We start from the raw sequence: 24,399 nt of genomic DNA, 5'->3' as shown, positions 1-24,399 counted from the left end.
CGTGCCGACGTCCGGGGCGCGGCCCCCGTGCTTGCGTGTGAGCGCACGTACGCACGTATCCGGCCATCGGCGGCCTACGATGTGCGGCATGAGCGCAAGCACGCATCAAGCAGGTGCACATGGTGCGCAGGAGCGGGCCGAGCGGCTGGCGACGGCCGTCTCGGTCCTCACCCTGCTCGCGGACGGCACCCGGCTGGCGCTGCTGGAGCAGCTCGGGCGCGGGGAGGCCGACGTCAGCACCCTCACCCAGGCGTGCGGCGCGGCGCGGCCCTCGGTCAGCCAGCATCTGGCCAAGCTCCGCCTGGCCGGCCTGGTGACCACCCGCAAGGACGGCCGCCGGGTCGTGTACAGCCTGCGCCACGGGCATCTGCGCCGACTGGTGGAAGAGGCGCTGAACGTCGCCGACCACCAGATCGGCGCGCTGCCCCCGCACGACTGATCCCCGCCCTCCCGCCGAGCGCAGCGGAGTGACGAAAACATGTGCATAGGTACGCACGCGTTGTCTACGATGGTTCGGTCGCACCATGCCGCCGGCCGGGACGGGACCGATGCTGTCCGTACTGCGCAACCGCACCTACCGACGTCTGTTCACCGCCCAGGTCGTCGCCCTGACGGGGACCGGGCTCGCCACCGTGGCGCTGAGTCTGCTCGCGTACGACCTCGCCGGCGCGGGCGCGTCGACGGTCCTGGGCACGGCGCTGGCGATCAAGATGACCGCCTATGTCGGCATCGCCCCGGTGATCGGCGCGGTCGCGGACCGCGTACCCCGCCGGGCGCTGCTGATCTCGATGGACCTCGTGCGCGCGGGGGTCGCCCTGGCGCTGCCGTTCGTCACCGAGGTCTGGCAGATCTACGTACTGATCTTCCTGCTCCAGGCGGCCTCGGCGGCCTTCACACCCACCTTCCAGGCCACCGTCCCCGAGGTCCTGCCCGCCGAGCGCGACTACACCCGGGCGCTGTCGCTCTCCCGGCTCGCCTACGACCTGGAGAGCCTGTTCAGCCCGGCTCTGGCCGCGGGCCTGCTCACCCTGGTCTCCTACACCTGGCTGTTCGCCGGAACCACCGTCGGCTTCCTGGCCTCCGCCGCCCTCGTCCTGTCCGTGGTCCTCCCCCGGCCCGTCCCCGTGGAACGCACCGGCGGCGTCCACGCCAAGGCGCTCTTCGGCACCCGGCTGTTCTGGGTCACCCCCCGGCTGCGGGCGCTGCTGGCCCTCGATCTCGCGGTCGCCTCCGCCGGGGCGATCGTCTTCGTCAACACCGTCGTCGTGGTCCGCGACCACTTCGACCGCCCCGCCGGAGCCGTCTCCCTCGCGCTGGCCGCGTACGGCGCGGGATCCGTGCTGAGCGCACTGCTCCTGCCGCGCCTGCTGCGCCGCTTCGACGACCGCACCGTCATGCTCCCCGCGGCCTTCGCCCTCCCGCTGGTCCTGGCCGCGGTCGCCGCGCTGACCGCCCGCGCTCCGAGTACCGGGTCCTGGGCCGCGACGCTGGCGGCCTGGGCCGCTGTCGGCGCGGCCTCCTCCGCCGTCCTCACCCCGGCCGGCCGGGTCATCCGGCGCTCCGCCACCGACGCGGACCTGCCGGCCGCCTTCGCCGCGCAGTTCTCCCTCTCGCACGGCTGCTGGCTGCTGACCTACCCGCTCGCCGGACTGCTCGCCGCCGGGGCCGGGCTCCCGGTCACCGCCGTGGTCCTCGGCTCCGTCGCCCTGGCCGCGGCGGCGGCCGCCACCACGAGCTGGCCCGTCCACGACCCCACCCGGCTCGACCACGTCCACCGGGACCTGCCGGCCGGGCACCCGCACCTCGCCGAGGCGCTCCGCGGCCCGCACGGCTGGCAGCACCGCCACCACTACGTCATCGACCGGCATCACCACCGCTGGCCCGGGAGGACGGGCGCCGCGCGGCGGGGATGATCCGCCCCCTGACGCGCGTTACCTCCAGGTGTGTCCGGCTCATCGTCGAACCGGGCCACGGAACTGGAGCTGGAGGCGGCGCTGTGCACGGTGAGTACAAGGTTCCCGGCGGCAAGCTGGTCGTGGTGGACCTGGAGGTGGCGGGCGGGGCGTTGCGGAACGTCCGGGTCGCCGGGGACTTCTTCCTCGAACCGGACGAGGCGATCCTGGCGATCGACGCGGCGCTGGAGGGCGCCCCGGCCCACACCGACACGGCCGGGCTCGCGGCCCGGATCGAGGCGGCGCTGCCCGACTCCACGGTGATGCTGGGGCTGAGTGCGGAGGGCGTCGCCGTCGCCGTACGCCGGGCGCTCGCGCAGGCCACGGAGTGGAGCGACTACGACTGGCAGCTGATCCACGAGGCCCCGCAGTCGCCCGCGCTGCACATGGCGCTGGACGAGGTGATCACCGCCGAGGTCGCGGCGGGGCTCCGGCCGCCGACGCTGCGGGTCTGGGAGTGGGACGCCCCCGCCGTGATCATCGGCAGCTTCCAGTCGCTGCGCAACGAGGTCGACCCGGCGGGCGTCGAACGGCACGGCGTGAACGTCGTACGCCGGATCTCCGGCGGCGGCGCGATGTTCGCCGAGCCGAGCTCCACCATCACCTACTCGCTGGCCGTTCCGCAGTCGCTGGTGTCGGGCCTCTCCTTCGCCGACAGTTACGCCTATCTGGACGACTGGGTCCTCGAAGCCCTCGCCGACATGGGCATCAAGGCGTGGTACCAGCCGCTCAACGACATCGCCACCGAGGTCGGCAAGATCGCCGGGGCCGCGCAGAAGCGGATGGTCGGGCCGGACGGCGGTCCGGGCGCCGTGCTGCACCACGTGACGATGGCGTACGACATCGACGCCGACAAGATGCTGGAGGTCCTGCGGATCGGGAAGGAGAAGATGTCCGACAAGGGCACCCGGTCCGCGAAGAAGCGCGTCGACCCGCTGCGCCGGCAGACGGGGCTGCCCCGGCAGATCGTCATCGAGCGGATGATCGACTCCTTCCGCAAGCGCCACGGCCTCACCCCGGGAAGCGTGACGGAGGCGGAGCTGGCGCGCGCCGAGGAGCTCGTACGCACCAAGTTCGGCACCCGGGAGTGGACGGCCCGGGTGCCGTAGCCGGGCCTCCGCCCCGGGTGCCGTACGCCGAGGCGTTCGGCGAGGATCCCGTCGGACGGACCGGCCGGTTCAGTCGACGGTCACCACGACCGAGTGCCAGCCGCTGGCCCCGTCGGGAACGGTCTTGGTGCGCTGCTCGGTCTGGACCTCGCCGGTGCGGTCGGTGGCGCGGACGGTCAGGGTGTGGCCGCCGGGGGTCGCCCGCCAGGGGTAGGACCACTGGCGCCAGGTGTCGACGGTGTCCTGTTCGGCGAGCTGCGCCGGCCGCCAGGGGCCCTCGTCCACCCGGATCTCGACCTTCTCGATGCCCCGGTGCTGGGCCCAGGCCACTCCGGCCACCATGACCGTGCCGGCCTCGGGGCGTCCGAAGGGCTTGGGGGTGTCGATCCGGGACTGGGTCTTGATCGGGGCCTTGCGGGCCCACTTGCGCTTCACCCAGTACGGGTCGTAGGCGTCGAACGTGGTGAGTTCGATGTCCTCGATCCACTTGCAGGCCGAGACGTATCCGTACAGGCCGGGGACGAGCATGCGCACCGGGAATCCGTGGACGAAGGGCAGCGGTTCGCCGTTCATCCCGACCGCGAGCATCGCGTCCCGGCCGTCCATGACGTCCTCGACGGGGGTGCCGAGCGTCATCCCGTCGACGGACCGGGCGATGATCTGGTCGGCCGGTCCGCCCCGGGACGGCGGCTTCACCCCGGCCTCCTTGAGCAGGTCGGCGAGCCGGACCCCGATCCACCGGGCGTGGCCGATGTAGGGGCCGCCGACCTCGTTGGAGACGCAGGTGAGGGTGATCTCCCGTTCGATCAGCGGGCGGTTCAGCAGGTCCTGGTAGCTGAGTTCCAGGTCGCGCCGTACGCCCTTGCCGTGGATGCGGAGCCGCCAGGCGTTCGCGTCGACCTTCGGGACCACCAGGGCGGTGTCCACCCGGTAGAACGTGTCGTTCGGGGTGGTGAACGCGCTGATGCCGGGGATCCGCAGCCGTGCGCCGGCCGGGGTCGGCTTCGCGGGCGAGGCGGCGGCGGGCAGCTTCACGGACTCACGGGAGGCGACGGCGTCGCGGCTGCTGCGGCCGTTCAGCGTCCGGCCGATCGCGCCCGCCGCCGTGGACGCGGCGGCCGCGGCGGTGGCGGCGACCAGGAAGCCGCGCCGGTCCCAACCGGCCTCGTCCGCCTGCTCGTTGTCCTGCCCGGGCTCCTGACCGGCGTCGCGGTGCGGGACGTTGAGGCGGCCGATGATGACGTACAGCAGGACGGCCCCGACGACCGCGCCCAGCAGCGACGGCAGCCCGTCCACGAGGCCGGTGGAGTCCGGCCTGCTGACGGCGGCCGCCGTGCCGACCACGCCGAAGAGCAGGACGGCGGCGGCGCCGGTCCGCCGGTGCCGCAGCGCCAACAGGCCGACGGCCAGGGCGAGAAGGGCGAGTGTGGCGACGATGCCGAGTTGCAGGACGAGCTTGTCGTCCTCGCCGAAGGTCCGGATCGCCCAGTCCTTCACACCGGCGGGCGTCCGGTCGATGGCCGCTCCGCCGACCGCTGTCACGGGACTCGCCTCGGGCCTGACGGCCGCCGATACGAGCTCGGCGAAGGCCAGCGAGGCGAATCCCGCGAGCAGTCCGCTCAGGGCGGCGAGCGTGCCGCGGGTCAGTGCTGTCCGGGTGATCCTCACGGTCGTCATTCGGAGCCGTGGGAGCGGCGGATTGGTCCTTCACCCGTACGGCCCCGTGAACGCGGACCGCCCCGGCGGGCACGGGGCCCGCCGGGGCGGAACGGTGGGGCGGACGGGTCCGCCCCCATCAGGTCAGCCGAGGGTCGCGATGGCCTGGTTGAACGTGGCGGACGGACGCATGACCGCCTCGGCCTTGGCCGGGTCGGGCTGGAAGTAGCCGCCGATCTCGGCCGGGGAGCCCTGCACCGCGATCAGCTCGGCGACGATGGTCTCCTCCTGCTCGGCCAGCGTCTTGGCGAGCGGCGCGAACGCCTCGGCGAGCTTGGCGTCGTCGGTCTGCTGCGCCAGCTCCTGGGCCCAGTAGAGGGCCAGGTAGAAGTGGCTGCCGCGGTTGTCGATGCCGCCGAGGCGACGGCTCGGGGACTTGTCCTCGTTGAGGAAGGTGCCCGTCGCCCGGTCCAGGGTGTCGGCGAGGACCTGGGCCCGCGCGTTGTCCGTGGTGGTGGCCAGGTGCTCGAAGCTGACCGCGAGGGCCAGGAACTCGCCCAGGCTGTCCCAGCGCAGGTAGTTCTCCTTGACGAGCTGCTGGACGTGCTTGGGGGCCGAGCCGCCCGCGCCCGTCTCGAACAGACCGCCGCCGTTCATCAGCGGAACGACGGAGAGCATCTTGGCGCTGGTGCCGAGCTCCAGGATCGGGAAGAGGTCGGTGAGGTAGTCACGGAGCACGTTGCCGGTGACGGAGATGGTGTCCTCGCCGCGGCGGATGCGCTCCAGGGAGAAGGCGGTGGCCTCCTCCGGGGTCTTGATCGAGATGTCCAGGCCGTCGGTGTCGTGGTCGGCGAGGTACGTGGTGACCTTGGCGATCAGGTTGGCGTCGTGCGCGCGGCCCTCGTCCAGCCAGAACACGGCCGGGTTGCCGGTGGCGCGGGCGCGGGTGACGGCGAGCTTGACCCAGTCCTGGATCGGGGCGTCCTTGGTCTGGCACATCCGGAAGATGTCGCCGGCTCCCACGGCCTGCTCCAGCACGACGGCGCCGTTCGTGTCGACGACGCGCACGGTGCCGGTGGCGGGGATCTCGAAGGTCTTGTCGTGGCTGCCGTACTCCTCGGCCTTCTGCGCCATCAGACCGACGTTGGGCACCGAGCCCATGGTGGCCGGGTCGAAGGCGCCGTTGGCGCGGCAGTCGTCGATGACGACCTGGTAGACACCGGCGTAGCTGCTGTCCGGGAGGACGGCGATGGTGTCGGCCTCGTTGCCGTCGGGGCCCCACATGTGACCCGAGGTGCGGATCATGGCGGGCATCGAGGCGTCGACGATGACGTCGCTGGGGACGTGCAGGTTGGTGATGCCCTTGTCGGAGTCGACCATCGCGAGGGCGGGGCCCTCGGCGAGCTCGGCCTCGAAGGACGCCTGGATCTCGGCGCCGACGTCCGGCAGCGAGTTCAGGCCCTTGAGGATGCCGCCCAGACCGTCGTTCGGGGTGAGGCCGGCGGCGGCGAGCTGCTCGCCGTACTTGGCGAAGGTGTTCGGGAAGAAGGCGCGGACCGCGTGGCCGAAGATGATCGGGTCGGAGACCTTCATCATGGTGGCCTTGAGGTGCACGGAGAACAGCACGCCCTCGGCCTTGGCGCGGGCGACCTGCGCGGTGAAGAACTCGCGCAGCGCGGCGACGCGCAGGACGGCCGCGTCGACGACCTCGCCCTTGAGGACGGGTACGGACTCGCGGAGCACGGTGGTGGTGCCGTCGTCGCCGTGCAGCTCGATGCGGAGCGAGCCGTCCTCGGCGATGACCGCGGACTTCTCGGTGGAGCGGAAGTCGTCGACACCCATGGTGGCGACGTTCGTCTTCGAGTCGGCCGACCAGGCGCCCATGCGGTGCGGGTGGGCCTTGGCGTAGTTCTTGACGGAGGCGGGGGCGCGGCGGTCGGAGTTGCCCTCGCGCAGGACCGGGTTCACGGCGCTGCCCTTGATCTTGTCGTACCGGGCGCGGACGTCCTTGTCGGCGTCGGTCTGCGGGTCGTCCGGGTAGTCCGGAAGCGCGTAGCCCTGCTCCTGGAGCTCGGCGATGGCGGCCTTGAGCTGCGGGATCGACGCCGAGATGTTCGGCAGCTTGATGATGTTCGCGCCGGGCGTCCTGGCCAGCTCGCCGAGCTCGGCGAGCGCGTCATCGATACGCTGCTCGGCCTTGAGGTGCTCCGGGAAACTGGCGATGATCCGGCCCGCGAGGGAGATGTCACGGCGCTCGACCGTGACGCCTGCGGTCGAGGCGTAGGCCTCGACGACGGGCAGGAACGAGTAGGTCGCCAGGGCAGGGGCCTCGTCGGTGTGCGTATAGATGATGGTCGAGTCAGTCACCGGGTGCTCCGCTCCACGTCTGCAACATTGCTTGACATCAAGATATCTCTTCGCCGTGCCGGGCTCCACAAGGGCCCCGCACGGCTTCGTGGCCGGGCCGCCGGGCGGGCGAGCGGGCCGTGACTGTGCGCTCACGGCGAGTGAGAGCCGCCCGGTGGGCCCTCGGGGCCGAATGTCAGCGTGAACAGCGCCCCGCCGCCCGGCGCAGCCCCCGCCGTCAGCTCCGCCCCGTGCGCGCGGGCGATCTGCCGGGCCATCGCCAGGCCGAGGCCCGAGCCGGGCAGGGCGCGCGCCGTCTCGGCCCGGTAGAAGCGGTCGAAGACGTACGGGAGGTCCGCGGCCGGGATCCCCGGACCGTGGTCCCGGACCGTCAGCTCCAGCCCGCCGCCGCTCCCGGGCCCGTCGCCGCCCTCGCCCCCGCTCCCGTACGCGCTCAGCGCCACTTCCACCGGGGTGCCCGGCGGGCCGAACTTGGCCGCGTTGTCCAGCAGGTTCGTCAGCAGCCGGGCCAGCCGTGCCGGGACCCCGGGTCGGACCGCCTGCGCCGCACCCGCCCCCACCTCCAGCAGGAACGGGGTCCGCGGCCAGTGCGTGCGGGCGGTGGCCACCGTGTGCTCCGCCACCCCCGCGATCCGCACCTCTTCCAGGAGCGGCAGCGGCTCCTCGTCCCGGGCCAGCTCGATCAGGTCGTTCACCAGCCCGGTCACCTCCCGGATCCCCCGCCCCAGCGCCCCCGACGCCCGTTCGCGCTGCTCGGGCGTCAGCCGGTCGCCGCGGGCCAGCAGCTCCGCGTTGGTGCGCAGCGCGGTCAGCGGGGTCCGCAGCTCGTGGGAGGCGTCCGCGACCAGCCGGCGCTGGGAGCTCACCGACTGCTCCAGCTCCCCGAGCATCGTGTTGAAGCTGGCCGCCAGCCGGGTCACCTCGTCCTGGCGGCCCGGCGGGCCCGGCGGCAGCTCGATGCGGTGGCGCGGGTCCCGGGTCGCCGCGATCCGCTCGGCGGTCGAGGTCAGCCGGGCCACCGGGGCCAGGCCCGTGCGCGAGACGGCGTATCCGAGCAGCCCCGCCAGCAGCACCCCCGCCCCGCCGACCGCCGCGAGCAGCACGGCCGCCTGCCGCACGCCCTTCTCCACCGGGTCCGCCCGCAGCGCCACCTGGAGCGCCCGGCCGTCCCCGAAGGGGGTCGTCAGCATCCGCAGCGGCTGCCCGAAGCGGCTGACGTTGCTGTAGTACGGGGCCCGCTTCCCGGCCGCGACCTCCCGTACGGGGGTGGAGACGGGCAGCGGACGGGCCGTGTCCGGGTCCGCCGCCGGGTCGGCCGGGACGATCTGGGCGCAGGCGGGCGCGGAGAGGTAGCGGCACTCGCCCGCCACGGTCTGCGGACCCTCGCCCCGGTTCTCCTGGATCACCCGGGTCGCGGACTGGGTGAGGGACAGGTCGAGCTGGTGCAGCAGCTCGTAGCGGATGACGAAGAAGGCCGCCGCGCACACGCCGACCGCGACCAGCGCCACCGCCGCCGAGGCCGCCACCGCGAGCCGGGTCCGCAGCGGCCGCCTGCGCCGCCAGCGGGCGCCCAGCCGCCGCACCCCGCTCACGCCACGTCCAGCCGGTAGCCGAGCCCGTGCACGGTGTGGACGAGGCGCGGCTCGCCGCCCGCCTCCAGCTTCCGCCGCAGATAACCCACGTACACCGCCAGCGAATTGGAGTCGGGCCCGAAGTCCTGGCCCCAGACCCGCTCCAGGATCACCTCGCGCGGCAGCGCCTGCCCCGGGTGGCGCAGCAGCAGCTCCAGCAGCGCGGCCTCGGTGCGGGAGAACTCCACCGGGCGGCCGCCGCGCCGTCCGGTCCGCGTCACCGGGTCCAGCGTCAGATCCGCGAAGGCCAGCTCCCCGTCCGGGGCGGTCGGCGCCGCCCGCCGCAGCAACGCCCGTACGCGTGCGACCAGTTCGTCCAGCGCGAACGGTTTCACCAGATAGTCGTCGGCCCCCGCCTCAAGACCGTCCACCCGCTCGCTCACCGACGACAGCGCGGTCAGCACCAGCACCGGCGTCCGGTCCTCCATCGCCCGCAGCCTCCGGCACACCGCGAGTCCGTCGAGCACCGGCATCATCACGTCCAGGACCAGGGCGTCCGGCTCCCAGGCGGCCACCGCCGACAGCGCCGCCAGGCCGTCGCCGACGCCCCGGACCTCGTACCCCTCGACGCTCAGCCCGTCCTCGACGGCGGCCCGCACGTCCGGCTCGTCCTCGGCCACCAGGATCCTGCCCGTACTCCGCGGGCCGCTCACGCCACTCACACCGCTTCTACCGCTCATACCTCGAAGCCTGCCAAACCGGACTCTTAGAACCCTCTTAAGCCTCCCGCCCAGAGTGGCGGCCATGCGCACACCACTCTCCGTCGTGATCGGTGCGGGCGGCACCGGCGGCCATATCTACCCCGGTCTCGCCCTCGCCGAGGCCCTGCGCCGCGCCGACCCGGACGCGGTCATCTCCTTCATCGGCACCGAACGCGGGCTGGAGACGACCCTGATCCCGGCGGCCGGATACCGGCTGCACACCGTCGACATGATCCCCTTCGACCCCGCGCTCGGCGCGAAACGCTTCCTCCTCCCGGCCGCGCTCCTGCGCTCCGGGGCCCAGGCCCGCTCGGTCCTGCGCACCCAGAAGGCGCAGGTCGTCGTCGGCATGGGCGGCTACCCGAGCGCCCCGGCCATCGTCGGGGCGAAGCTGGCCGGGCTGCCCAGCGTGATCCACGAGTCCAACGCGGTGCCGGGCCGGGCCAACCAGTTCGCCGCCCGGCTCACCGAGCACCTCACCGTCGCCTTCGACGGCAGCCGCGCCCATCTGTCGGGCGGCGAGCGGGCGCGGACCGTCGGCATGCCGATCGCCGCGTCCCTGGCCGCCCTGGACCGGCCCGCCCTGCGGGAGGAGGCGCGGCGCTCCTTCGGCATACCCGAGGGGGCGCGGGTCGTCCTCTTCAACGGGGGCAGCCTCGGCGCGGCCCGGCTCACCGCCGCCGCGGTGGGCCTCGCGGCCCGGTGGCGGGACCGCGGGGACGTCCACCTCCTGATCAAGACGGGCCCGGCCGCACTCGCGGAGACCCGGCACAAGCTCATCGACGCGGGGGCGGGGCCCGTCGCCCGGGCGGTGCCCTACCTCGACCGGATGGACCTCGCCTACGCGGTCGCCGACCTGGTGGTCTGCCGGGCGGGCTCGGCCACGATCGCCGAGCTCGCCACGACCGGGGTGCCGGCCGTCCTCGTGCCGTACCCGCACGCCCCCGGCGACCACCAGACCCACAACGCGCGGGTCCTCTCCGACGCGGGCGCGGCCCACCTCGTCCCCGACGCCGAGACCACCCCCGACCGCCTCGCCGGACTCATCGACCCCCTGCTCGCCGACCCCGCGCGGCTCGCCGTGATGGGACGCGCCGCCGACCCGGGCCACCACGCCCGCGCCGCCGACCTGCTCGCCGAAACCGTCATCCGCCTCGCCGGACACCCCACCACCACAAGGGAGTTCACCTCATGAACAGCACCGCCGTCGACTGGACCGGCCGTACCGTCCTCGTCACCGGGGCCGAGGGCTTCATCGGCTCCACCCTCGTGGACCTGCTCGTCGAACGCGGCGCGCGCGTCCGGGCGTTCGTCCACTACAAGCCGTACGCCGACAAGGGCCACCTCGCCCGCTACCTCGACGACCCGCACGGCCCGGTCGAGTTCATCGCCGGGGACGTCGGCGACGCGGGCCGCGTGATGGACGCGGTGGCGGGCTGCGACACCGTCTTCCACCTCGCCGCGCTCATCGGCATCCCCTACAGCTACGACTCCCCCGGCGCGTACGTCCGGACCAACGTCGTCGGTACGGAGAACATCGCCGAGGCCTGCCGCCGCCACTCCGTGCGCCGCCTCCTGCACACTTCGACCAGTGAGGTGTACGGGACCGCGCTGACGGCCCCGATCGGCGAGGACCACCCCCTCCAGCCGCAGTCGCCGTACTCCGCGTCGAAGATCGGCGCGGACATGATGGCCCTGTCCCACTGGCACGCCTTCGAGCTGCCGGTGACGGTCGTGCGGCCGTTCAACACCTATGGGCCCCGCCAGTCGGCCCGGGCGGTGATCCCCGCGATCCTCGCCCAACTGCACTCCGGAGCACGGGAGATCCGCCTCGGCTCGCTGACCCCGACCCGCGACTTCACCTATGTCACCGACACCGCCGCCGGGTTCCTGGCCCTGGCGGACTGCGACCGGGCGCTGGGAGAGAGCGTCAACCTCGGTACCGGCCGGGAGATTTCGGTCGGTGACCTCGCGAAGGCCCTCATCGCCGCCTCCGGCCGGGACGCCGAGATCGTCGTGGACCCGGCGCGGCTGCGGCCCTCCGGCAGCGAGGTGCACCGCCTGCTCTCCGACAACACCCGCGCCCGCACCTGGGCGGGCTGGGAGCCCGAAGTCGGCCTGGAGGAGGGCCTGGAGCGGACCTCGGCCTGGGTGGCGGACCATCTGCACCTCTTCGCGCCGACGCGCTACCAGGTCTGAGCGCCCCCAAGGGGGTGGACGCCCGTCCGTCAGACCGGCGGCCGGTGCTCGTACCAGCGCAGGTCGTCCTCCAGCTGGGCGGCGAGTGCGATCAGCCGCTCCTCGCTGCGGGAGGGGCCGAGCAGCTGGGCGCCGACCGGGAGGCCGGAGCGGGTGAAGCCGGCCGGGACGTTCACGCCGGGCCAGCCGAGGACGTTCCACGGCCAGGCGTACGGGCAGGCGGCCGCCATCGTGACGTCGGTGCGCCAGGCGCCGAGGCGGTCGAAGGTGCCGATCCGGGGCGGCGGCGCGGCGGTGGTCGGGGTGAGGAGGACGTCGTACGAGTCGAAGAGGGCGCCGATCCTGCGGTGCTGGCGCACTTCGCGGGCCCTGGCCGCCCGGACCACCCGCCCGCCCAGCCGCGTCCCGGTCCGCAGTGCGCTGCGGGTGCGCGGGTCGAGGAGGGCCGGTTCGGGGTGGCGGGCGGCGAATTCGGCGATGCCGACGGTGGCGCGGGGCACGAAGGCGAGGCCGATCAGCCCGTACCGGGGGCGGGCCTCCTCGACGTGGTGGCCGAGCCGGGCGAGGGTCTCGGCGAGCGCGGCGACGGCCCGGCGCACCTCGGGGTCCGGGCCGGCGCCGGTGAGGGTGAGCGGGGGACGCCAGGCCAGGGCGATGCGGAGGCGGCCCGGGTCGCGGCGGGCGGCGTCGGCGGCGCGTACGGCGGGCGGGCGGTGGAAGTCCTCGGGATGGGCTCCGGCGACGGCGTCCAGCAGCAGGGCCGCGTCGGCGACCGTACGGGCGAGGGGGCCGTTCACGGTGAGCCCCTGGAAGGCGTCGCTGTGCGGGTGGACGGAGATCCGGCCACGCTGCGGTTTGATGCCGACGAGGTGCGTCCAGGCGGCGGGGATGCGCACGGATCCGGCGCCGTCCGAGCCGAGGGCGGCGGGGACGAGTCCGGCGGCGACGGCCGCGGCGGAGCCGCCGGAGGAGCCGCCCGGGGTGTGCGCGGTGTTCCACGGGTTGCGGGTGGCGCCGAAGGCGGGTCCTTCGGTGAAGGGCCACTGGCCCAGTTCGCAGGAGTTGGTCTTGCCGACGACGACGGCTCCGGCGGCGCGCAGCCGACGGACCGCCTCGCTGTCCGACACGGCCGGGGGCAGTTCGCCGTCGCAGCCGAAGTGGGTGGGCAGGCCCGCCACATCGGTGTCGTCCTTGACGGCGACCGGCACGCCGAGCAGGGGCAGCCGCTCCCCCGCCGCGAGCCTGCGGTCGGCCTCCGCCGCCTCGGCGAGGGCGGCTTCGGTCCGCAGGTGGCGGAAGGCGTTGAGGGTGGGCCGGGTGGCCTCGATGCGGGCGAGGGCGTCGGCGACGAGCGCGGTGGAGGTGGTGGTGGCGTCGGCGAGCCGGCGGACGCTCTCCGCGAGCCCGGGCAGCGGCGGCCCGGCGGGGGCGGCCGTGCGGGGTGCGCGACCGGTTTCCCGTACGGCCGGGCCGGTCTGCTCGGTGGGCTCCGCTGAGGACATGGGCGTGCCGCCTCCCTCGTGTCGCGGGGCCGGCCGGTCGTCCCGGCTGCGCCCACGGCTACTTACTGGAGGGTAACGAGAGGAGGCGGCACGCTCAACCGGTGCGGCCGTTCCGGCCGTTCGGGCTGCGGCGGCCGTGGGCCGCTACGGCGCTACGGCCCCGGTGTCACGGGCGTACGTGGATCTCGCCGATTCCGGTGCCGATCTTCCCGCAGTGGGCGGTGGACTGGCCGGACTCGCCGGGCCTCAGGGTGACGTGGTTGCCGTCGACGTCCGGGGCCCAGCCGCAGACCAGATGGACCCAGAAGGTCTGCGTCTGACTCCCGTTGTTACGACAGAGCGCGAAGCCCGTGTACTCGTCGATGGCGTGCTTGCCGGTGTCGCAGGAGAGGCCGGGCGGAATCGCGGCCGGGGCGGCGGTCGCGGTCACGGCGGTGACCGGGACCGTCAGCGCGGCCGCCATGGCGGTGGCGGCGACGGTCCGCCGAACCGACCGGAACCGCTCGCCCCGCGTGGCCGGGCTCTTCCCCGTGAACAGCTTCATGGTTCTCCTTCGTGGTGCGTGTCCGCGGTGATCCCGGGCGGGATCACCGCAGCTCTGCCCACCCTCCGTAACGAGAAACGCCTTCACTCCTGACGCTCCGTGTGCGCGCCGGGCGGCTCCCCCGCTCCCGGCGTACGCTCGAAAGTGCCGGTTCTCATGGAGCGCACCCCCTGACCGGGGCGTTTTCGAGGAGGCGACGTGAGCGGACACCGTTGGGCCGCGCGTGCGGCGACCGGGGCCGCGGCCGTAGCCCTCACCCTGACGAGTGGTGTGGTCGCGCAGGCCGATGACGACATCGACTCACTGAGCGCCGAGGAGATCGTCGAACGCTCGCGCGACGCCCTGCTCGATGTGAAGTCCCTGCACCTGAGCGCGCGCGGCAGCATCGACGGAGCCGGCTCGGACCAGAGCCTGGACCTCACCCTGGACCGCGAGGGGAACTGCGCCGGCGGGGTCGACATGGGCGACGACGGTTCGGTGGAGATCGTGAAGCGCGGCGACGACGTCTGGCTGAAGCCGGACGCCGCCTTCTGGAACACCCATGTGCCGATCGGCGGCTCCACCTTCGACGCGATCCTCGACGGCCGGTACATGAAGGCGAAGGCCGACGACCCCCGGCTGCTCAGTGTCACCGAGGTCTGCGACCTCGACACCTTCCGCGAGCTGATCACGGACAACGACGTCACCGCCGGCCGGGGCGACCTGACGAAGGGCGCGAAGACCGAGGTGAACGGCGCGCCCGCCGTTCCGGTGACCTTCGCCTCGGGCGGCGAGCGGCTGACGGCCCATGTGGCCGCCGAGGGCACGCCGTACCCGGTGCGGATCACCGTGCGCGACGCCGACGAGGAAGGGACCGTGGACTTCTCCGGCTTCGACCGGCCGGTGCCCACGGCCACTCCCTCGGCGGACGAGACGGTGGACGTGACGGCCCTGCTGGGCCGCAGCATCAAACCCGTGTAGCCCGCCCACAGCTCACGTACCGCTACGGATAGGCCACCAGGTTGGCCACGTTGCTGCCGGAGTCGGACGGTCCTCCGGTGTTGTTGATGACGTGGTTGATCGTGCCGGTCCCGCCGAGCGAGACGGTGACCATGTTGTGGAACCGCACCCCGGCCGTGTTCGGGGCCTCGAAGGCGCGCTCGGCCACCACGGACGGGTTGGCGTTGAAGAAGCAGTAGCTTCCCAGGCCCCACGCCTCGTGGCGGGTGACGGACGGGGACACCTTGTAGGCGTCGTAGCCGCGCGTGGAACCGTTCATCCAGGCGGCCTGGTTGGGCGGGTCGTACGGCATCTCGTTCTGGAAGAAGTAGGTGCGTCCGCCGTTGCCGTTCCAGATGACCTGGTGCTGCTGGTAGTGCTCGACGAACAGCCCGTACATCGTGACGTCCGTGCCGTTGACGACGAGTCCGGTGGCCGCGGTGTTGGTGTTCCACCCGATGCCGCTGCCGTGGTCGCCGCGCCAGAGCCACAGGTGGTCGCCGATGACGTCGGAGCTGTTGACGACCAGGCTCTGGGTGGCCTTGCCGACGGCTGCTCCGCCGATGCGGAAGAAGACGTCGTGCAGCGAGGTGGGGTTGGCGGTGTGCCGGGCGGTGGCTCCGGGCTGTCCGACCTGCATCAGGGTCGGGGAGTTGACGGTGCCCGCGTCGATCAGCAGTCCGGCGATCTTGACGCCGTCGACGTCGGCGACGCTGAGGGCGGTGACGCCGTTCTCGGGGATGACGGTGGCGAGCCCCAGGCCGAGGACGACGGTGTCGGCGCGGGTGACGTCGATCGTCCGGTCGAGGCGGTGGACGCCCGGGGTGAAGAGCAGGTTCTTGCCCTCCGCGAGCGCCGCGTTGATCTGGGTCGCGGTGGCGCCGGGCTTCACGATGAAGAACTGGCTGATGGGCAGGGACTGTCCGGCGGGTGTTCCCGAACCCCAGGTGGTGCCTTGGGAGTTGGTGCGCAGGGCCGGGACGAAGACCCGGTAGGCGCCGGCCCCGTCCACGTACAGGAAGGGCTTCTCACGGCTCACGGGGGTCTGGGCGACCGTGGTGTAGGGCGGGTTGGGGAAGCTGTTGGCGGGGGCGTTGACGTCGCCGACGAAGACCATGTTCCAGTTGGAGCCGGTCCAGCTGTTCCACTGGCTGTTGCGGGAGAGCCACTGCTGCTGGGTGCCGGAGCGGACCTGGCCGTCGATCCTGGAGTCGGCCATGAAGCCGCCGCTGGACCAGCCGCCGTCGTCCAGCTGGAGGTTGCCGCGCACATGCATGCGGCGGTACGGGGCGGCCTGCGACACGGCCCAGCGGTCGGTGCCGGAGGGCGGGTTGACCGAGAGGCTCTCGGCGGAGCGCCAGAAGTTGTGGGTGGCGTTGCCCTGGAACCAGTCGGCCTCGGCGTGCACGCCGCCGTTGATGGTGACGTCGTCGGGCGACAGGCCGAGACCGGCGACCTGGGTGTAGAAGCCCACGTTGGCGTCCACGTCGTAGCTGCCGGGCTTGAAGAGGAGGGCCTGGCGCTGGGAGCCGAACTGGTTGGTCTCCTGCTGGGCGAAGACCTGGTTCAGCTTGTTCTGGATGGTGGCCCGGGGTGTGGTGGGGTCGAAGACGGTGACGTTGGGGCCGAAGTCGGGGGTGCCGGGCGGGTTCGGTACGTCGGTGGCGCCCACGGTGAAGGACTGCGCGGCCGATCCGTTGCAGGTGTACTGCTGGATGCGGGCGCTGTCGGCGGTGGAGGCGGACGGGACGTCCAGGCACTTGCCGCTGTTGCGGTTCACGAAATGGAAGCCGCCGCCGGGCTCCTCCACGGGCAGCCACTGCTGGTTGCCGCCGCCGGAGTACGACCAGAGCTGCACGGGTGCCGCGTCGGCCGTGGACACGTCGGTCACGTCCCAGCTCTTCGTCGCGTCGTTGCGGTTGTCGACCCGGACGTACCCCCCGCCGACGGACCGGAACTGCCACTGCTGTGCGGCCGATCCGTTGCAGGTGTACTGCTGCACCGCGGTGCCGTCGGCGGTTCCGGCGGCGGCCGCGTCCACGCACTTGCCGCTGTGACCTGCCGTCACGGTGACCCAGCCGGTGGGGAGTTCGGCGGCACCGGCGGCGGGGGCTCCGGCGACGACGGTGAGCAGGGAGGCCACCAGCCCGCCGAGGGCCAGCAGCGGCACGGAGCGGCGCCGGGGTCTGTGTCCGCCGCGGCGCGAGCCGCGGGCCGTGGGGGTGACCGACATTCTCATATGTGTCTCCTGCGGGCGCGGGGGGGGGCTTACTTCAGGCCGTGAAGTTAGGCCCGTTCCGTGGACACGTCAAGACTGCGCGTACGGAAGGTGAATCCACCGGCACCGGTCATGATCGGCATCAAATCCCGCCACGACGGCGCGTGTCGACGAAAATCAAGCAGTTCCACGCTGGTCCGGACCAACCTCTTGACACGTTGTTCCGTTCACTTCTTAATCACATGGTGGAACGGTCGTCACATGGACGAACAAAGGACCCCACCCATGCCTCAGGCCCCCCACGGCCGCCCGCGCGCCGCCCTGTCGCTCCTCGCCCTCCTCGCCCTGCTGCTCGGCCTTCTCGTGTCACCGACCGGCGCGGCTCCTCGATTGTCCTCCGCCGCAGCGCCGTTCAAGGTCGTCGCGTTCTACAACGGCACCTGGGACGCGGCCCACATCAGCTTCGTCCGGGAGGCCAACGAGTGGTTCCCGAGGCAGGGCGCGGAGCACGGCTTCACCTACACCGCGACGAACAACTGGAACCTGCTCGCCGACAGCGCGGCGCTGGAGCAGTACCAGGTGGTGCTGTTCCTCGACGACGCCCCGCAGTCGGCCGCCCAACGCGCGGGATTCGAGGCGTACATGCGCGGTGGCGGGGCCTGGATGGGCTTCCATGTCGCGGCGTTCACCACCGACGCCGGTAGCTGGCCCTGGTACTACGAGCAGTTCCTGGGCAGCGGAGACTTCGCCACCAACACCTGGGGCCCCACCACCGCGACGCTGCACACCGACCACCGCACCCACCCGTCGACGGAGCATCTGCCGGGCACGTTCACCTCGTCGGTGAGCGAGTGGTACAGCTGGAGCCGCGATCTGCGCACCGACCCCGCCATCGACGTACTGGCCTCGGTCGACCCGGTGAGCTTCCCGCTGGGCACGGACCCCGACCAGAGCTGGTACAGCGGCGACTACCCGATCGTATGGACCAACCACGACTACCGCATGCTGTACGCCAACTTCGGCCACAACGCGATGGACTACGCCACCGATACGCCGCTGTCGTCGACCTTCGACTCCGCCACCCAGAACACCTTCCTCCTGGACGGGCTGAAGTGGCTCGGCACCGGTGCGACGTCCGCTCAGCCCGTCGCCGCCCCGCTCCCCCGGCGGGTCAGCGCCACGTACAGCACCAGCGAGGAGGCGAGCCCGACCGCCCAGCCGTAGTCGGCGAGCGGCTTCAGGAACGGGATCAGACCGTCGGCGGGGAAGGGCCCCTTGCCGGGAGCCGAGTGCGAACCGCCCACCGCGAGAACACCGCCGACCACGAAGGCCGCCACCGCCCGCCAGTTCCAGCCGCTCCGGTACCAGTAGCGGCCGCCGGGCCGGTAGAGGTCGGCCAGGTCGAGGACCGTGCGGCGGACGATCCAGTAGTCGGCGATCAGGATGCCCGCGACGGTGCCGAGCAGCCCGCCCACCAGCCCCAGCCAGGTGAAGATGTACAGCTCCGGGGTCTCGGTGAGCTTCCACGGCATGATCACCACCCCGATCACGCCCGTGATCAGCGCCCCGGTGCGGAAGCTGATCAACTTCGGCGCGAGGTTCGCCAGGTCGTACGCCGGTGAGACCACGTTCGCCGCGATGTTCACCGAGACCGTCGCGATCAGCACCGTGACCAGACCGAAGACCAGCCCGAAGACGTTGTCGGTACGGGCCACGAGCTGGACCGGGTCCCAGATGGCCACCCCGTACACCGCCTGCGAGCCGGAGGTGACGAAGACCGAGAGCAGGGCGAAGAAGGTCATCGTGGTCGGAAGACCTAGCGACTGCCCCCGGATCTGGGCGCGTTGGCCGGCGCCGAAGCGGGTGAAGTCGGGGATGTTGAGGGAGAGCGTCGACCAGAAGGCGATCATGCCCATCAGGGACGGGAAGAAGACCGGCCAGAAATCGGCGCCCCAGCCGAGCGCGGACGGCTGGTCCAGCAGCGGCCCGAAGCCGCCCGCCTTGACCGCCACCCAGACGAGCAGCACGACCGCCCCGACCAGGACGAAGGGCGCCGCCCAGTTCTCGAAGCGGCGCAGGGTGTCCATCCCCCGGTAGATGATGGCCAGTTCGAGCACCCAGAAGAGGGCGAAGCAGAGCCACAGCGTCCAGGGCTGCCCGCCGATCTCCGCCGCGCCGGCCCAGCCGCCGAAGATCTTGCCGAGCAGCGTGAAGATGCCGACGCCGCCGATCCAGGTCTGGATGCCGAACCACGCGCAGGCGACGGCGGCCCGGATCAGGGCGGGCAGATTGGCGCCGCGCAGCCCGAAGGAGGCGCGGGCCAGAACGGGGAAGGGAATGCCGTACTTGGGCCCGGCGTGCCCGGTGAGCAGCATCGGGGCCAGCACGATCACATTGGCGAGCGCGATGGTGAACACGGCCTGTTTCCAGTCCATGCCGAGCGCCACCAGACCGGAGGCGAGCAGCCAGGACGGGATGTTGTGGGCCATGCCGATCCACAGGGCCGCGAAGTTGTACGTCGTCCAGGTGCGCCGCTCCACGGGAACGGGCAGCAGGTCCTCGTTGGCGAAGCGGGGGTCGTCGGGGACGTAGCCCTGGGCGAGTTCGACCCGGTCGGAGGCGGCGGGCGCGGGTATCGCGTCCGGGGGCGGTGGGGTGGGCGGGACGGTGGCGGTCATGACGGTGGGGCCCTTCGCTCGGGAGCGGTGCCGTGCGGGGCGGTGCGGGCCGTGCGGGCGGTGCGGGTGCGAACAGCGGGAGGGGGAGGTCGGGCGAGGCCAGGCGGTCAGGCGGTCAGGGCCGGGATGATCTCGGCCCCGTACGCGTCGATGGTCTGCTCGCGGGCGTCGTGCATGTTGTACAGCGCGAACTGGTCGACACCCATGTCCCGCAGCGCCTGGAGCTTCTCGATGTGCGCCTCGGCGGGGCCCAGCAGGCAGAACCGGTCGACGATCTCGTCCGGGACGAAGGCGGTGTCCGGGTTGCCGGTGCGGCCGTGGTGGCTGTAGTCGTAGCCGGAGCGGCCGGCGATGTACGCGGTCAGCGCCTCGGGGACCAGGCCGGAGTGCTCTCCGTAGCGGGCGACCAGGTCCGCGACGTGGTTGCCGACCATCCCGCCGAACCAGCGGCACTGCTCCCGGGCGTGGTCGAGGTCGTCGCCGACGTAGGCGGGGGCCGCGACGCAGATGGTGACGGAGTCCGGGTCCCGCCCGGCGTCGGACGCCGCGTCCCGTACCGCCTTGATCATCCACTCGGTGAGGAAGGGGTCGGCGAGCTGGAGGATGAAGCCGTCGGCCTTCTGCCCGGCCAGCGCCAGGGCCTTGGGCCCGTACGCCGCCATCCACACCGGCAGCCGCCCGTCCTTCACCCAGGGGAGCTGCAGCGGCTGCCCGTCGACCGTCGCCTCCCGGCCCTCGGCGAGGTCCCGGATGACGTCGATGGCCTCGCCGAGCCGGGCCAGGGTGTTGGGCTTGCGGCCCGCGACGCGCATCGCGGAGTCGCCGCGTCCGATGCCGCAGACGGTGCGGTTGCCGTACATGTCGTTGAGGGTGGCGAAGGTGGAGGCGGTGACCTCCCAGGTGCGGGTGCCCGGGTTGGTGACCATCGGGCCCACGGTCAGCTTCTCCGTGTGCTCCAGGATGCGGCTGTAGATGACGAACGGTTCCTGCCAGAGCACCGCCGAGTCGAAGGTCCAGCCGTAGCGGAAGCCGTTGCGTTCGGCGCGCCGCATCAGGCCGACGACGGCGGATGCGGGCGGGTCGGTCTGGAGGACGAGTCCGAAGTCCATGGCGGGATCTCCTAGTCCAGGTACTGACAGGTGGCGCGGGGGGTGTACATGCCGTGTCCGGCGCGGCCGGTGAACTTCCGTCCGTCGATGACGAGTTCGCCGCGCGAGAGCACGGACTCGACCTGGCCGGTGATGCGTTTGCCCTCGTACGCCGAGTAGTCGACGTTCATGTGGTGGGTCTCGGCGGAGAGGGTCTGTTCGGCGGCCGGGTCGTAGATGACGATGTCGGCGTCGGCGCCCGGGGCGATGGTGCCCTTCTTCGGGTAGAGGCCGAACATCCGGGCCGGGGAGGCGCAGGCGATCTCGATCCAGCGGCGGCGGGTGATGTGGCCGTCCACGACGGCCTGGTGCAGCAGGTCCATGCGGTGCTCGACGCCCGGCATGCCGTTGGGGATCTTGGAGAAGTCGCCGCGGCCCATCTCCTTCTGGCCCGAGAAGCAGAAGGGGCAGTGGTCGGTGGAGACGACCTGGAGTTCGTTGTTCCGCAGGCCCCGCCACAGGGCTTCCTGGTGCTCCTTGGGCCGCAGCGGGGTGGAGCAGACGTATTTCGCGCCCTCGAAGTCGGGCTCGGCGAGGTTGTCGGTGGAGAGGAAGAGGTACTGCGGGCAGGTCTCGCCGAAGACCGGGAGGCCCTTGTGGCGGGCGGCGGCGATCTCCGCCACGGCCTCGTCGGCGGAGACGTGGACGACGTAGAGGGGGGATCCGGCGACCCGGGCGAGCTGGACGGCGCGGTGGGTGGCCTCGGCCTCCAGGGCGACCTTGCGGACGTCCCCGTGGTAGCGGGGGTCGGTGTGCCCGGCAGCGAGCGCCTGTTCGACCAGGACGTCGATGGCGATGCCGTTCTCGGCGTGCATCATGATCAGCCCGCCGTTGCCGGCGGCCTTCTGCATGGCGCGCAGGATCTGGCCGTCGTCGCTGTAGAAGACGCCGGGGTAGGCCATGAACAGCTTGAAGGAGGTGACGCCCTCGGAGACGAGGTGGTCCATCTCCTTGAGCGAGGAGGGGTTCACGTCCGCGAGGATCATGTGGAAGGCGTAGTCGATCGCGCAGTTGCCGTCGGCCTTGGCGTACCAGGCGTCGAGCCCTTCGCGCAGGGACTTGCCCACGCTCTGGATGGCGAAGTCGACGATGGTGGTGGTGCCGCCCCAGGCGGCGGCCCGGGTGCCGGTCTCGAAGGTGTCGGCGGCGTACGTCCCGCCGAACGGCATCTCCATGTGGGTGTGCCCGTCGACCCCGCCCGGGATGACGTACTTGCCCGTCGCGTCGATCCTCCGGTCGGCGTTCCAGCTCTCGGCGGCGTCGGTTCCGTGGGCGGCGAGGGCGACGATCCGGCCGCCCTCGACGAGCACATCGGCGTGGATCTCGTCGGACGCGGTGATGACCAGACCACCGTGGATGACGGTACGGCTCATGGGTACCTCCTCAACTCGGGGCGGCTCACCGGCCCTTGGGCGTACGGCCGGGGCGGCCCCGTGCGGTTCGTATACGTACGGGGTCCGCCCGGCGCGGGGTCAGCCCGCCGCGTGCAGGGCGTCCGCGAGGATCGCCGCGCCCTCCTCGGCCTCGGCGACGGTCAGGGTCAGCGGCGGGGCGATGCGGAGCACGCTGGTGTTGTGGCCGCCGCCCTTGCCGATGAGCAGCCCGCCGGCGCGGGCCGCTTCGAGGACGGCCGCGGCGGCGTCCGGGTCGGCCTCGTCGGTGCCGGGTTTCACCAGCTCGATGCCGATCATCAGGCCCCGGCCGCGCACCTCGCGCACGGCGGGCGAACCGGCGGCGACGGAGCGCAGCCGTTCGATGAGGAGCCCGCCGACGCGCCGCGCGTTGCCCTGGAGATCGTGCTCCAGGACGTAGGAGAGGTTGGCGAGCGACGCGGCCATGGTGATCGGCGAACCGCCGAACGTGGAGATGGAGTTGGCGTCGAGGCAGTTCATCACCTCGGCGCGGGCCACCACCCCGCCGACCGACATGCCGTTGCCGATGCCCTTGGCGAAGGTGAGGATGTCCGGCGGCCCGTTCCCGGCGTGCGCCTGCCAGCCCCAGAAGTGCTCGCCGGTACGGCCCCAGCCGGTCTGCACCTCGTCCGAGATCCACAGCACCCCGTGCCGGTCCAGGACCTCCCGGAACGCGGCGAACAGCCCGTCGGGCGGGGAGGTGAAGCCGCCGACGCCCTGGATGGGTTCGGCGATCAGGGCGGCGGGGTTGCGCGTGTGTCCGAGGAGGTCCTCCAGGTCGGCGACGCATGCCCGGATGAACGCCTCGTCGCTCAGCTCGGCGTACGGGCCCCGGGTGCGGACGCCGCCATGGACGTACAGGGTCTGGAGCGGCGACAGACTCGTGGGCGACCAGGCCTGGTTGCCGGTGATCGAGACCGTCGAGAAGGACCGGCCGTGGTAGCTGTTGCGCATCGCGAGGATCTGGTTGGACCTGCGGTACGCGGTGGCGAGCAGCAGCGCGGTGTCGTTGGCCTCGGTGCCGGAGGTGGTGAAGAAGACCCGGGCGTCCGGGATGCCGGAGAGGGTGGCGATCCGCTCGGCCATCTCCACCATGGGGCGGTTGAGGTAGAGCGTGGAGGAGTGGATGATCCGCCCGGCCTGTTCGGCGACCGCCTTGGTGACCTCGGGCAGCGCGTGGGCGGTCATCGTGGTGAGGATGCCGCCGAAGAAGTCCAGGTAGCGGTTGCCGTCCGCGTCCCAGACATGCCGGCCCTCGCCGTGGGTGAGTTCGATGGGGTGGCGGTAGTAGAGGGCCAGCCACTCGGGGCTGACGGCGAGATGGCGCTCGTACAGTCCGGTCACGGCTCCACCAGCCCGTCGTACGCGTCGGGCCGTCGGTCCCGGTAGAACGCCCACTGCTGCCGGACCTCTTCGATCAGGTCGAAGTCCAGGTCCCGGACGACGAGTTCCTCCTCCTTGTCGCTGGCGACCTCCCCGACGAACTGGCCGCGCGGGTCGACGAAGTAGCTGGTGCCGTAGAAGTCGTTGTCGCCGTACTCCTCGCGGCCGACCCGGTTGATCGCGGCGACGAAGTACTCGTTGGCGACGGCGGAGGCCGGCTGTTCCAGCTGCCAGAGGTGGCTGGAGAGCCCACGGGAGGTGGCCGACGGGTTGTACACCAACTGGGCGCCGCCCAGACCGAGTTGGCGCCAGCCCTCGGGGAAGTGCCGGTCGTAGCAGATGTACACGCCGACCTTGCCGACGGCGGTGTCGAAGACCGGCCAGCCGGCGTTGCCGGGCTTGAAGTAGTACTTCTCCCAGAACCCCTTGACCTGCGGGATGTGGTGCTTGCGGTACTTGCCGAGGTACGAGCCGTCGGCGTCGATCACGGCCGCGGTGTTGTAGTAGAACCCGGACTGCTCGATCTCGAAGACCGGGACGACGATCACCATGCCGGTCTCGCGGGCCAGGTCCTGCATCCGCTGCACGGTCGGCCCGTCGGGGACCGGCTCGGCCCAGCGGTAGTGCTCGGGCTCCTGGACCTGGCAGAAGTAGGGGGCGTTGAACACCTCCTGGAAGCCGATGATCTTTGCCCCCTGCCGGGCGGCCTCGCGCGCGTGTTCCTCGTGCTTGGCAATCATGGATTCGGTGTCGCCGGTCCAGGTCGCCTGGACGAGTGCGGCGCGTACGACGTGGGACATGAGCTGCTCCTTCGACGCGGCGTCAGAGAGCCTGCACGCGTTCTCTACGCACGTAGATCGGTGCATGGATGGAGAACGTAAGCCCCTCCGTCCGGCGGGGCAAGACCATCGCCGTGAACCG

At 72.1% G+C, this 24,399-nt stretch carries 18 protein-coding genes and 1 pseudogene; 7 read left to right on the top strand and 12 right to left on the bottom strand.

Annotation, left to right across the window (positions count from 1 at the left end; genetic code table 11):
* Positions 1–88 precede the first annotated feature (88 nt).
* The 3 genes from ACSMXR_RS31240 (at position 89) to ACSMXR_RS31230 (ending at position 3,061) form a co-directional block, all read left to right on the top strand.
* The gene (locus tag ACSMXR_RS31240) at positions 89–439 is read left to right on the top strand and encodes an ArsR/SmtB family transcription factor (protein ID WP_473170400.1); all 351 of its coding nucleotides are present in this window, start codon (positions 89–91) and stop codon (positions 437–439) included.
* Between the two features lie 109 nt (positions 440–548).
* A complete protein-coding gene (locus ACSMXR_RS31235; protein WP_364882860.1) occupies positions 549–1,913 on the top strand; it encodes an MFS transporter in 1,365 nt (454 codons plus the stop codon).
* A gap of 83 nt (positions 1,914–1,996) precedes the next feature.
* Positions 1,997–3,061: a lipoate--protein ligase family protein gene (locus ACSMXR_RS31230; protein ID WP_137233947.1), complete on the top strand. Its 1,065-nt coding sequence runs from the start codon at positions 1,997–1,999 to the stop codon at positions 3,059–3,061.
* Between the two features lie 69 nt (positions 3,062–3,130).
* Here ACSMXR_RS31230 and ACSMXR_RS31225 read toward each other — a convergent pair whose 3' ends face one another.
* The 4 genes from ACSMXR_RS31225 to ACSMXR_RS31210 form a co-directional block, all read right to left on the bottom strand.
* Positions 3,131–4,738, bottom strand: coding sequence for a molybdopterin-dependent oxidoreductase (locus ACSMXR_RS31225; protein WP_473170399.1), 1,608 nt, complete (start codon positions 4,736–4,738; stop codon positions 3,131–3,133).
* Positions 4,739–4,861: 123 nt separating this feature from the next.
* Positions 4,862–7,084: an NADP-dependent isocitrate dehydrogenase gene (locus ACSMXR_RS31220; protein WP_137233949.1), complete on the bottom strand. Its 2,223-nt coding sequence runs from the start codon at positions 7,082–7,084 to the stop codon at positions 4,862–4,864.
* A 131-nt stretch (positions 7,085–7,215) separates the two neighbouring features.
* Positions 7,216–8,676: a sensor histidine kinase gene (locus ACSMXR_RS31215; RefSeq protein WP_473170398.1), complete on the bottom strand. Its 1,461-nt coding sequence runs from the start codon at positions 8,674–8,676 to the stop codon at positions 7,216–7,218.
* Positions 8,673–9,395: a response regulator transcription factor gene (locus ACSMXR_RS31210; protein WP_170994644.1), complete on the bottom strand. Its 723-nt coding sequence runs from the start codon at positions 9,393–9,395 to the stop codon at positions 8,673–8,675. Before ACSMXR_RS31210 ends, ACSMXR_RS31215 begins: the two co-directional genes overlap by 4 nt.
* Positions 9,396–9,459: 64 nt before the next feature.
* Here ACSMXR_RS31210 and murG point away from each other — a divergent pair, with 64 nt between their 5' ends.
* Both murG and ACSMXR_RS31200 read left to right on the top strand, forming a co-directional pair.
* The gene (gene murG / locus ACSMXR_RS31205; protein WP_473170397.1) at positions 9,460–10,611 is read left to right on the top strand and encodes an undecaprenyldiphospho-muramoylpentapeptide beta-N-acetylglucosaminyltransferase; all 1,152 of its coding nucleotides are present in this window, start codon (positions 9,460–9,462) and stop codon (positions 10,609–10,611) included.
* Positions 10,608–11,615: a GDP-mannose 4,6-dehydratase gene (locus ACSMXR_RS31200; protein WP_381909371.1), complete on the top strand. Its 1,008-nt coding sequence runs from the start codon at positions 10,608–10,610 to the stop codon at positions 11,613–11,615. The genes murG and ACSMXR_RS31200 overlap by 4 nt, the downstream gene beginning before the upstream one ends.
* A 29-nt stretch (positions 11,616–11,644) precedes the next feature.
* Here ACSMXR_RS31200 and ACSMXR_RS31195 read toward each other — a convergent pair whose 3' ends face one another.
* Together ACSMXR_RS31195 and ACSMXR_RS31190 are read right to left on the bottom strand one after the other, a co-directional pair.
* Complete coding sequence (locus ACSMXR_RS31195) at positions 11,645–13,117, bottom strand: amidase (RefSeq protein ID WP_473170396.1); 1,473 nt, start codon at positions 13,115–13,117, stop codon at positions 11,645–11,647.
* A gap of 166 nt (positions 13,118–13,283) precedes the next feature.
* Positions 13,284–13,661: a hypothetical protein gene (locus ACSMXR_RS31190; RefSeq protein ID WP_376187081.1), complete on the bottom strand. Its 378-nt coding sequence runs from the start codon at positions 13,659–13,661 to the stop codon at positions 13,284–13,286.
* 198 nt (positions 13,662–13,859) lie between these two features.
* On the opposite strand from ACSMXR_RS31190, the gene ACSMXR_RS31185 reads away from it, so the two are divergent.
* Positions 13,860–14,621, top strand: coding sequence for a hypothetical protein (locus ACSMXR_RS31185; RefSeq protein WP_376187080.1), 762 nt, complete (start codon positions 13,860–13,862; stop codon positions 14,619–14,621).
* Between the two features lie 22 nt (positions 14,622–14,643).
* On the opposite strand, the gene ACSMXR_RS31180 is transcribed toward ACSMXR_RS31185, so the two are convergent.
* A complete protein-coding gene (locus ACSMXR_RS31180) occupies positions 14,644–16,872 on the bottom strand; it encodes an RICIN domain-containing protein (RefSeq protein WP_473172467.1) in 2,229 nt (742 codons plus the stop codon).
* A gap of 270 nt (positions 16,873–17,142) precedes the next feature.
* On the opposite strand from ACSMXR_RS31180, the pseudogene ACSMXR_RS31175 reads away from it, so the two are divergent.
* Positions 17,143–18,009: pseudogene (locus tag ACSMXR_RS31175) on the top strand (ThuA domain-containing protein); the annotation flags it as partial.
* Here ACSMXR_RS31175 and ACSMXR_RS31170 read toward each other — a convergent pair.
* The 5 genes from ACSMXR_RS31170 to ACSMXR_RS31150 all read right to left on the bottom strand — a co-directional run bounded on the left by ACSMXR_RS31170 (position 17,997) and on the right by ACSMXR_RS31150 (position 24,278).
* The gene (locus tag ACSMXR_RS31170; RefSeq protein WP_473170395.1) at positions 17,997–19,535 is read right to left on the bottom strand and encodes an NCS1 family nucleobase:cation symporter-1; all 1,539 of its coding nucleotides are present in this window, start codon (positions 19,533–19,535) and stop codon (positions 17,997–17,999) included. The pseudogene ACSMXR_RS31175 and the gene ACSMXR_RS31170 sit on opposite strands and share 13 nt — an antisense overlap.
* 107 nt (positions 19,536–19,642) lie before the next feature.
* Positions 19,643–20,644 (bottom strand): TIGR03842 family LLM class F420-dependent oxidoreductase, encoded by a 1,002-nt coding sequence (locus tag ACSMXR_RS31165; protein WP_376187078.1) that lies wholly within the window; start codon positions 20,642–20,644, stop codon positions 19,643–19,645.
* Positions 20,645–20,655: 11 nt separating this feature from the next.
* Entirely contained in the window at positions 20,656–22,056 is a 1,401-nt protein-coding gene (gene hydA, locus ACSMXR_RS31160; RefSeq protein ID WP_473170394.1) for a dihydropyrimidinase, read from the bottom strand.
* A gap of 99 nt (positions 22,057–22,155) precedes the next feature.
* Positions 22,156–23,439, bottom strand: a complete 1,284-nt coding sequence (locus ACSMXR_RS31155; RefSeq protein ID WP_137233960.1) for an aspartate aminotransferase family protein — start codon at positions 23,437–23,439, stop codon at positions 22,156–22,158.
* Positions 23,436–24,278: a nitrilase-related carbon-nitrogen hydrolase gene (locus tag ACSMXR_RS31150; RefSeq protein ID WP_137233961.1), complete on the bottom strand. Its 843-nt coding sequence runs from the start codon at positions 24,276–24,278 to the stop codon at positions 23,436–23,438. The genes ACSMXR_RS31155 and ACSMXR_RS31150 overlap by 4 nt, the downstream gene beginning before the upstream one ends.
* Between the last annotated feature and the right edge of the window lie 121 nt (positions 24,279–24,399).

The organism is Streptomyces sp. DSM 106670, from assembly GCF_055792845.1.
The sequence above is the reverse complement of the archived record's forward strand: the minus strand, read 5'-3'. Positions and strand labels throughout refer to the sequence as shown.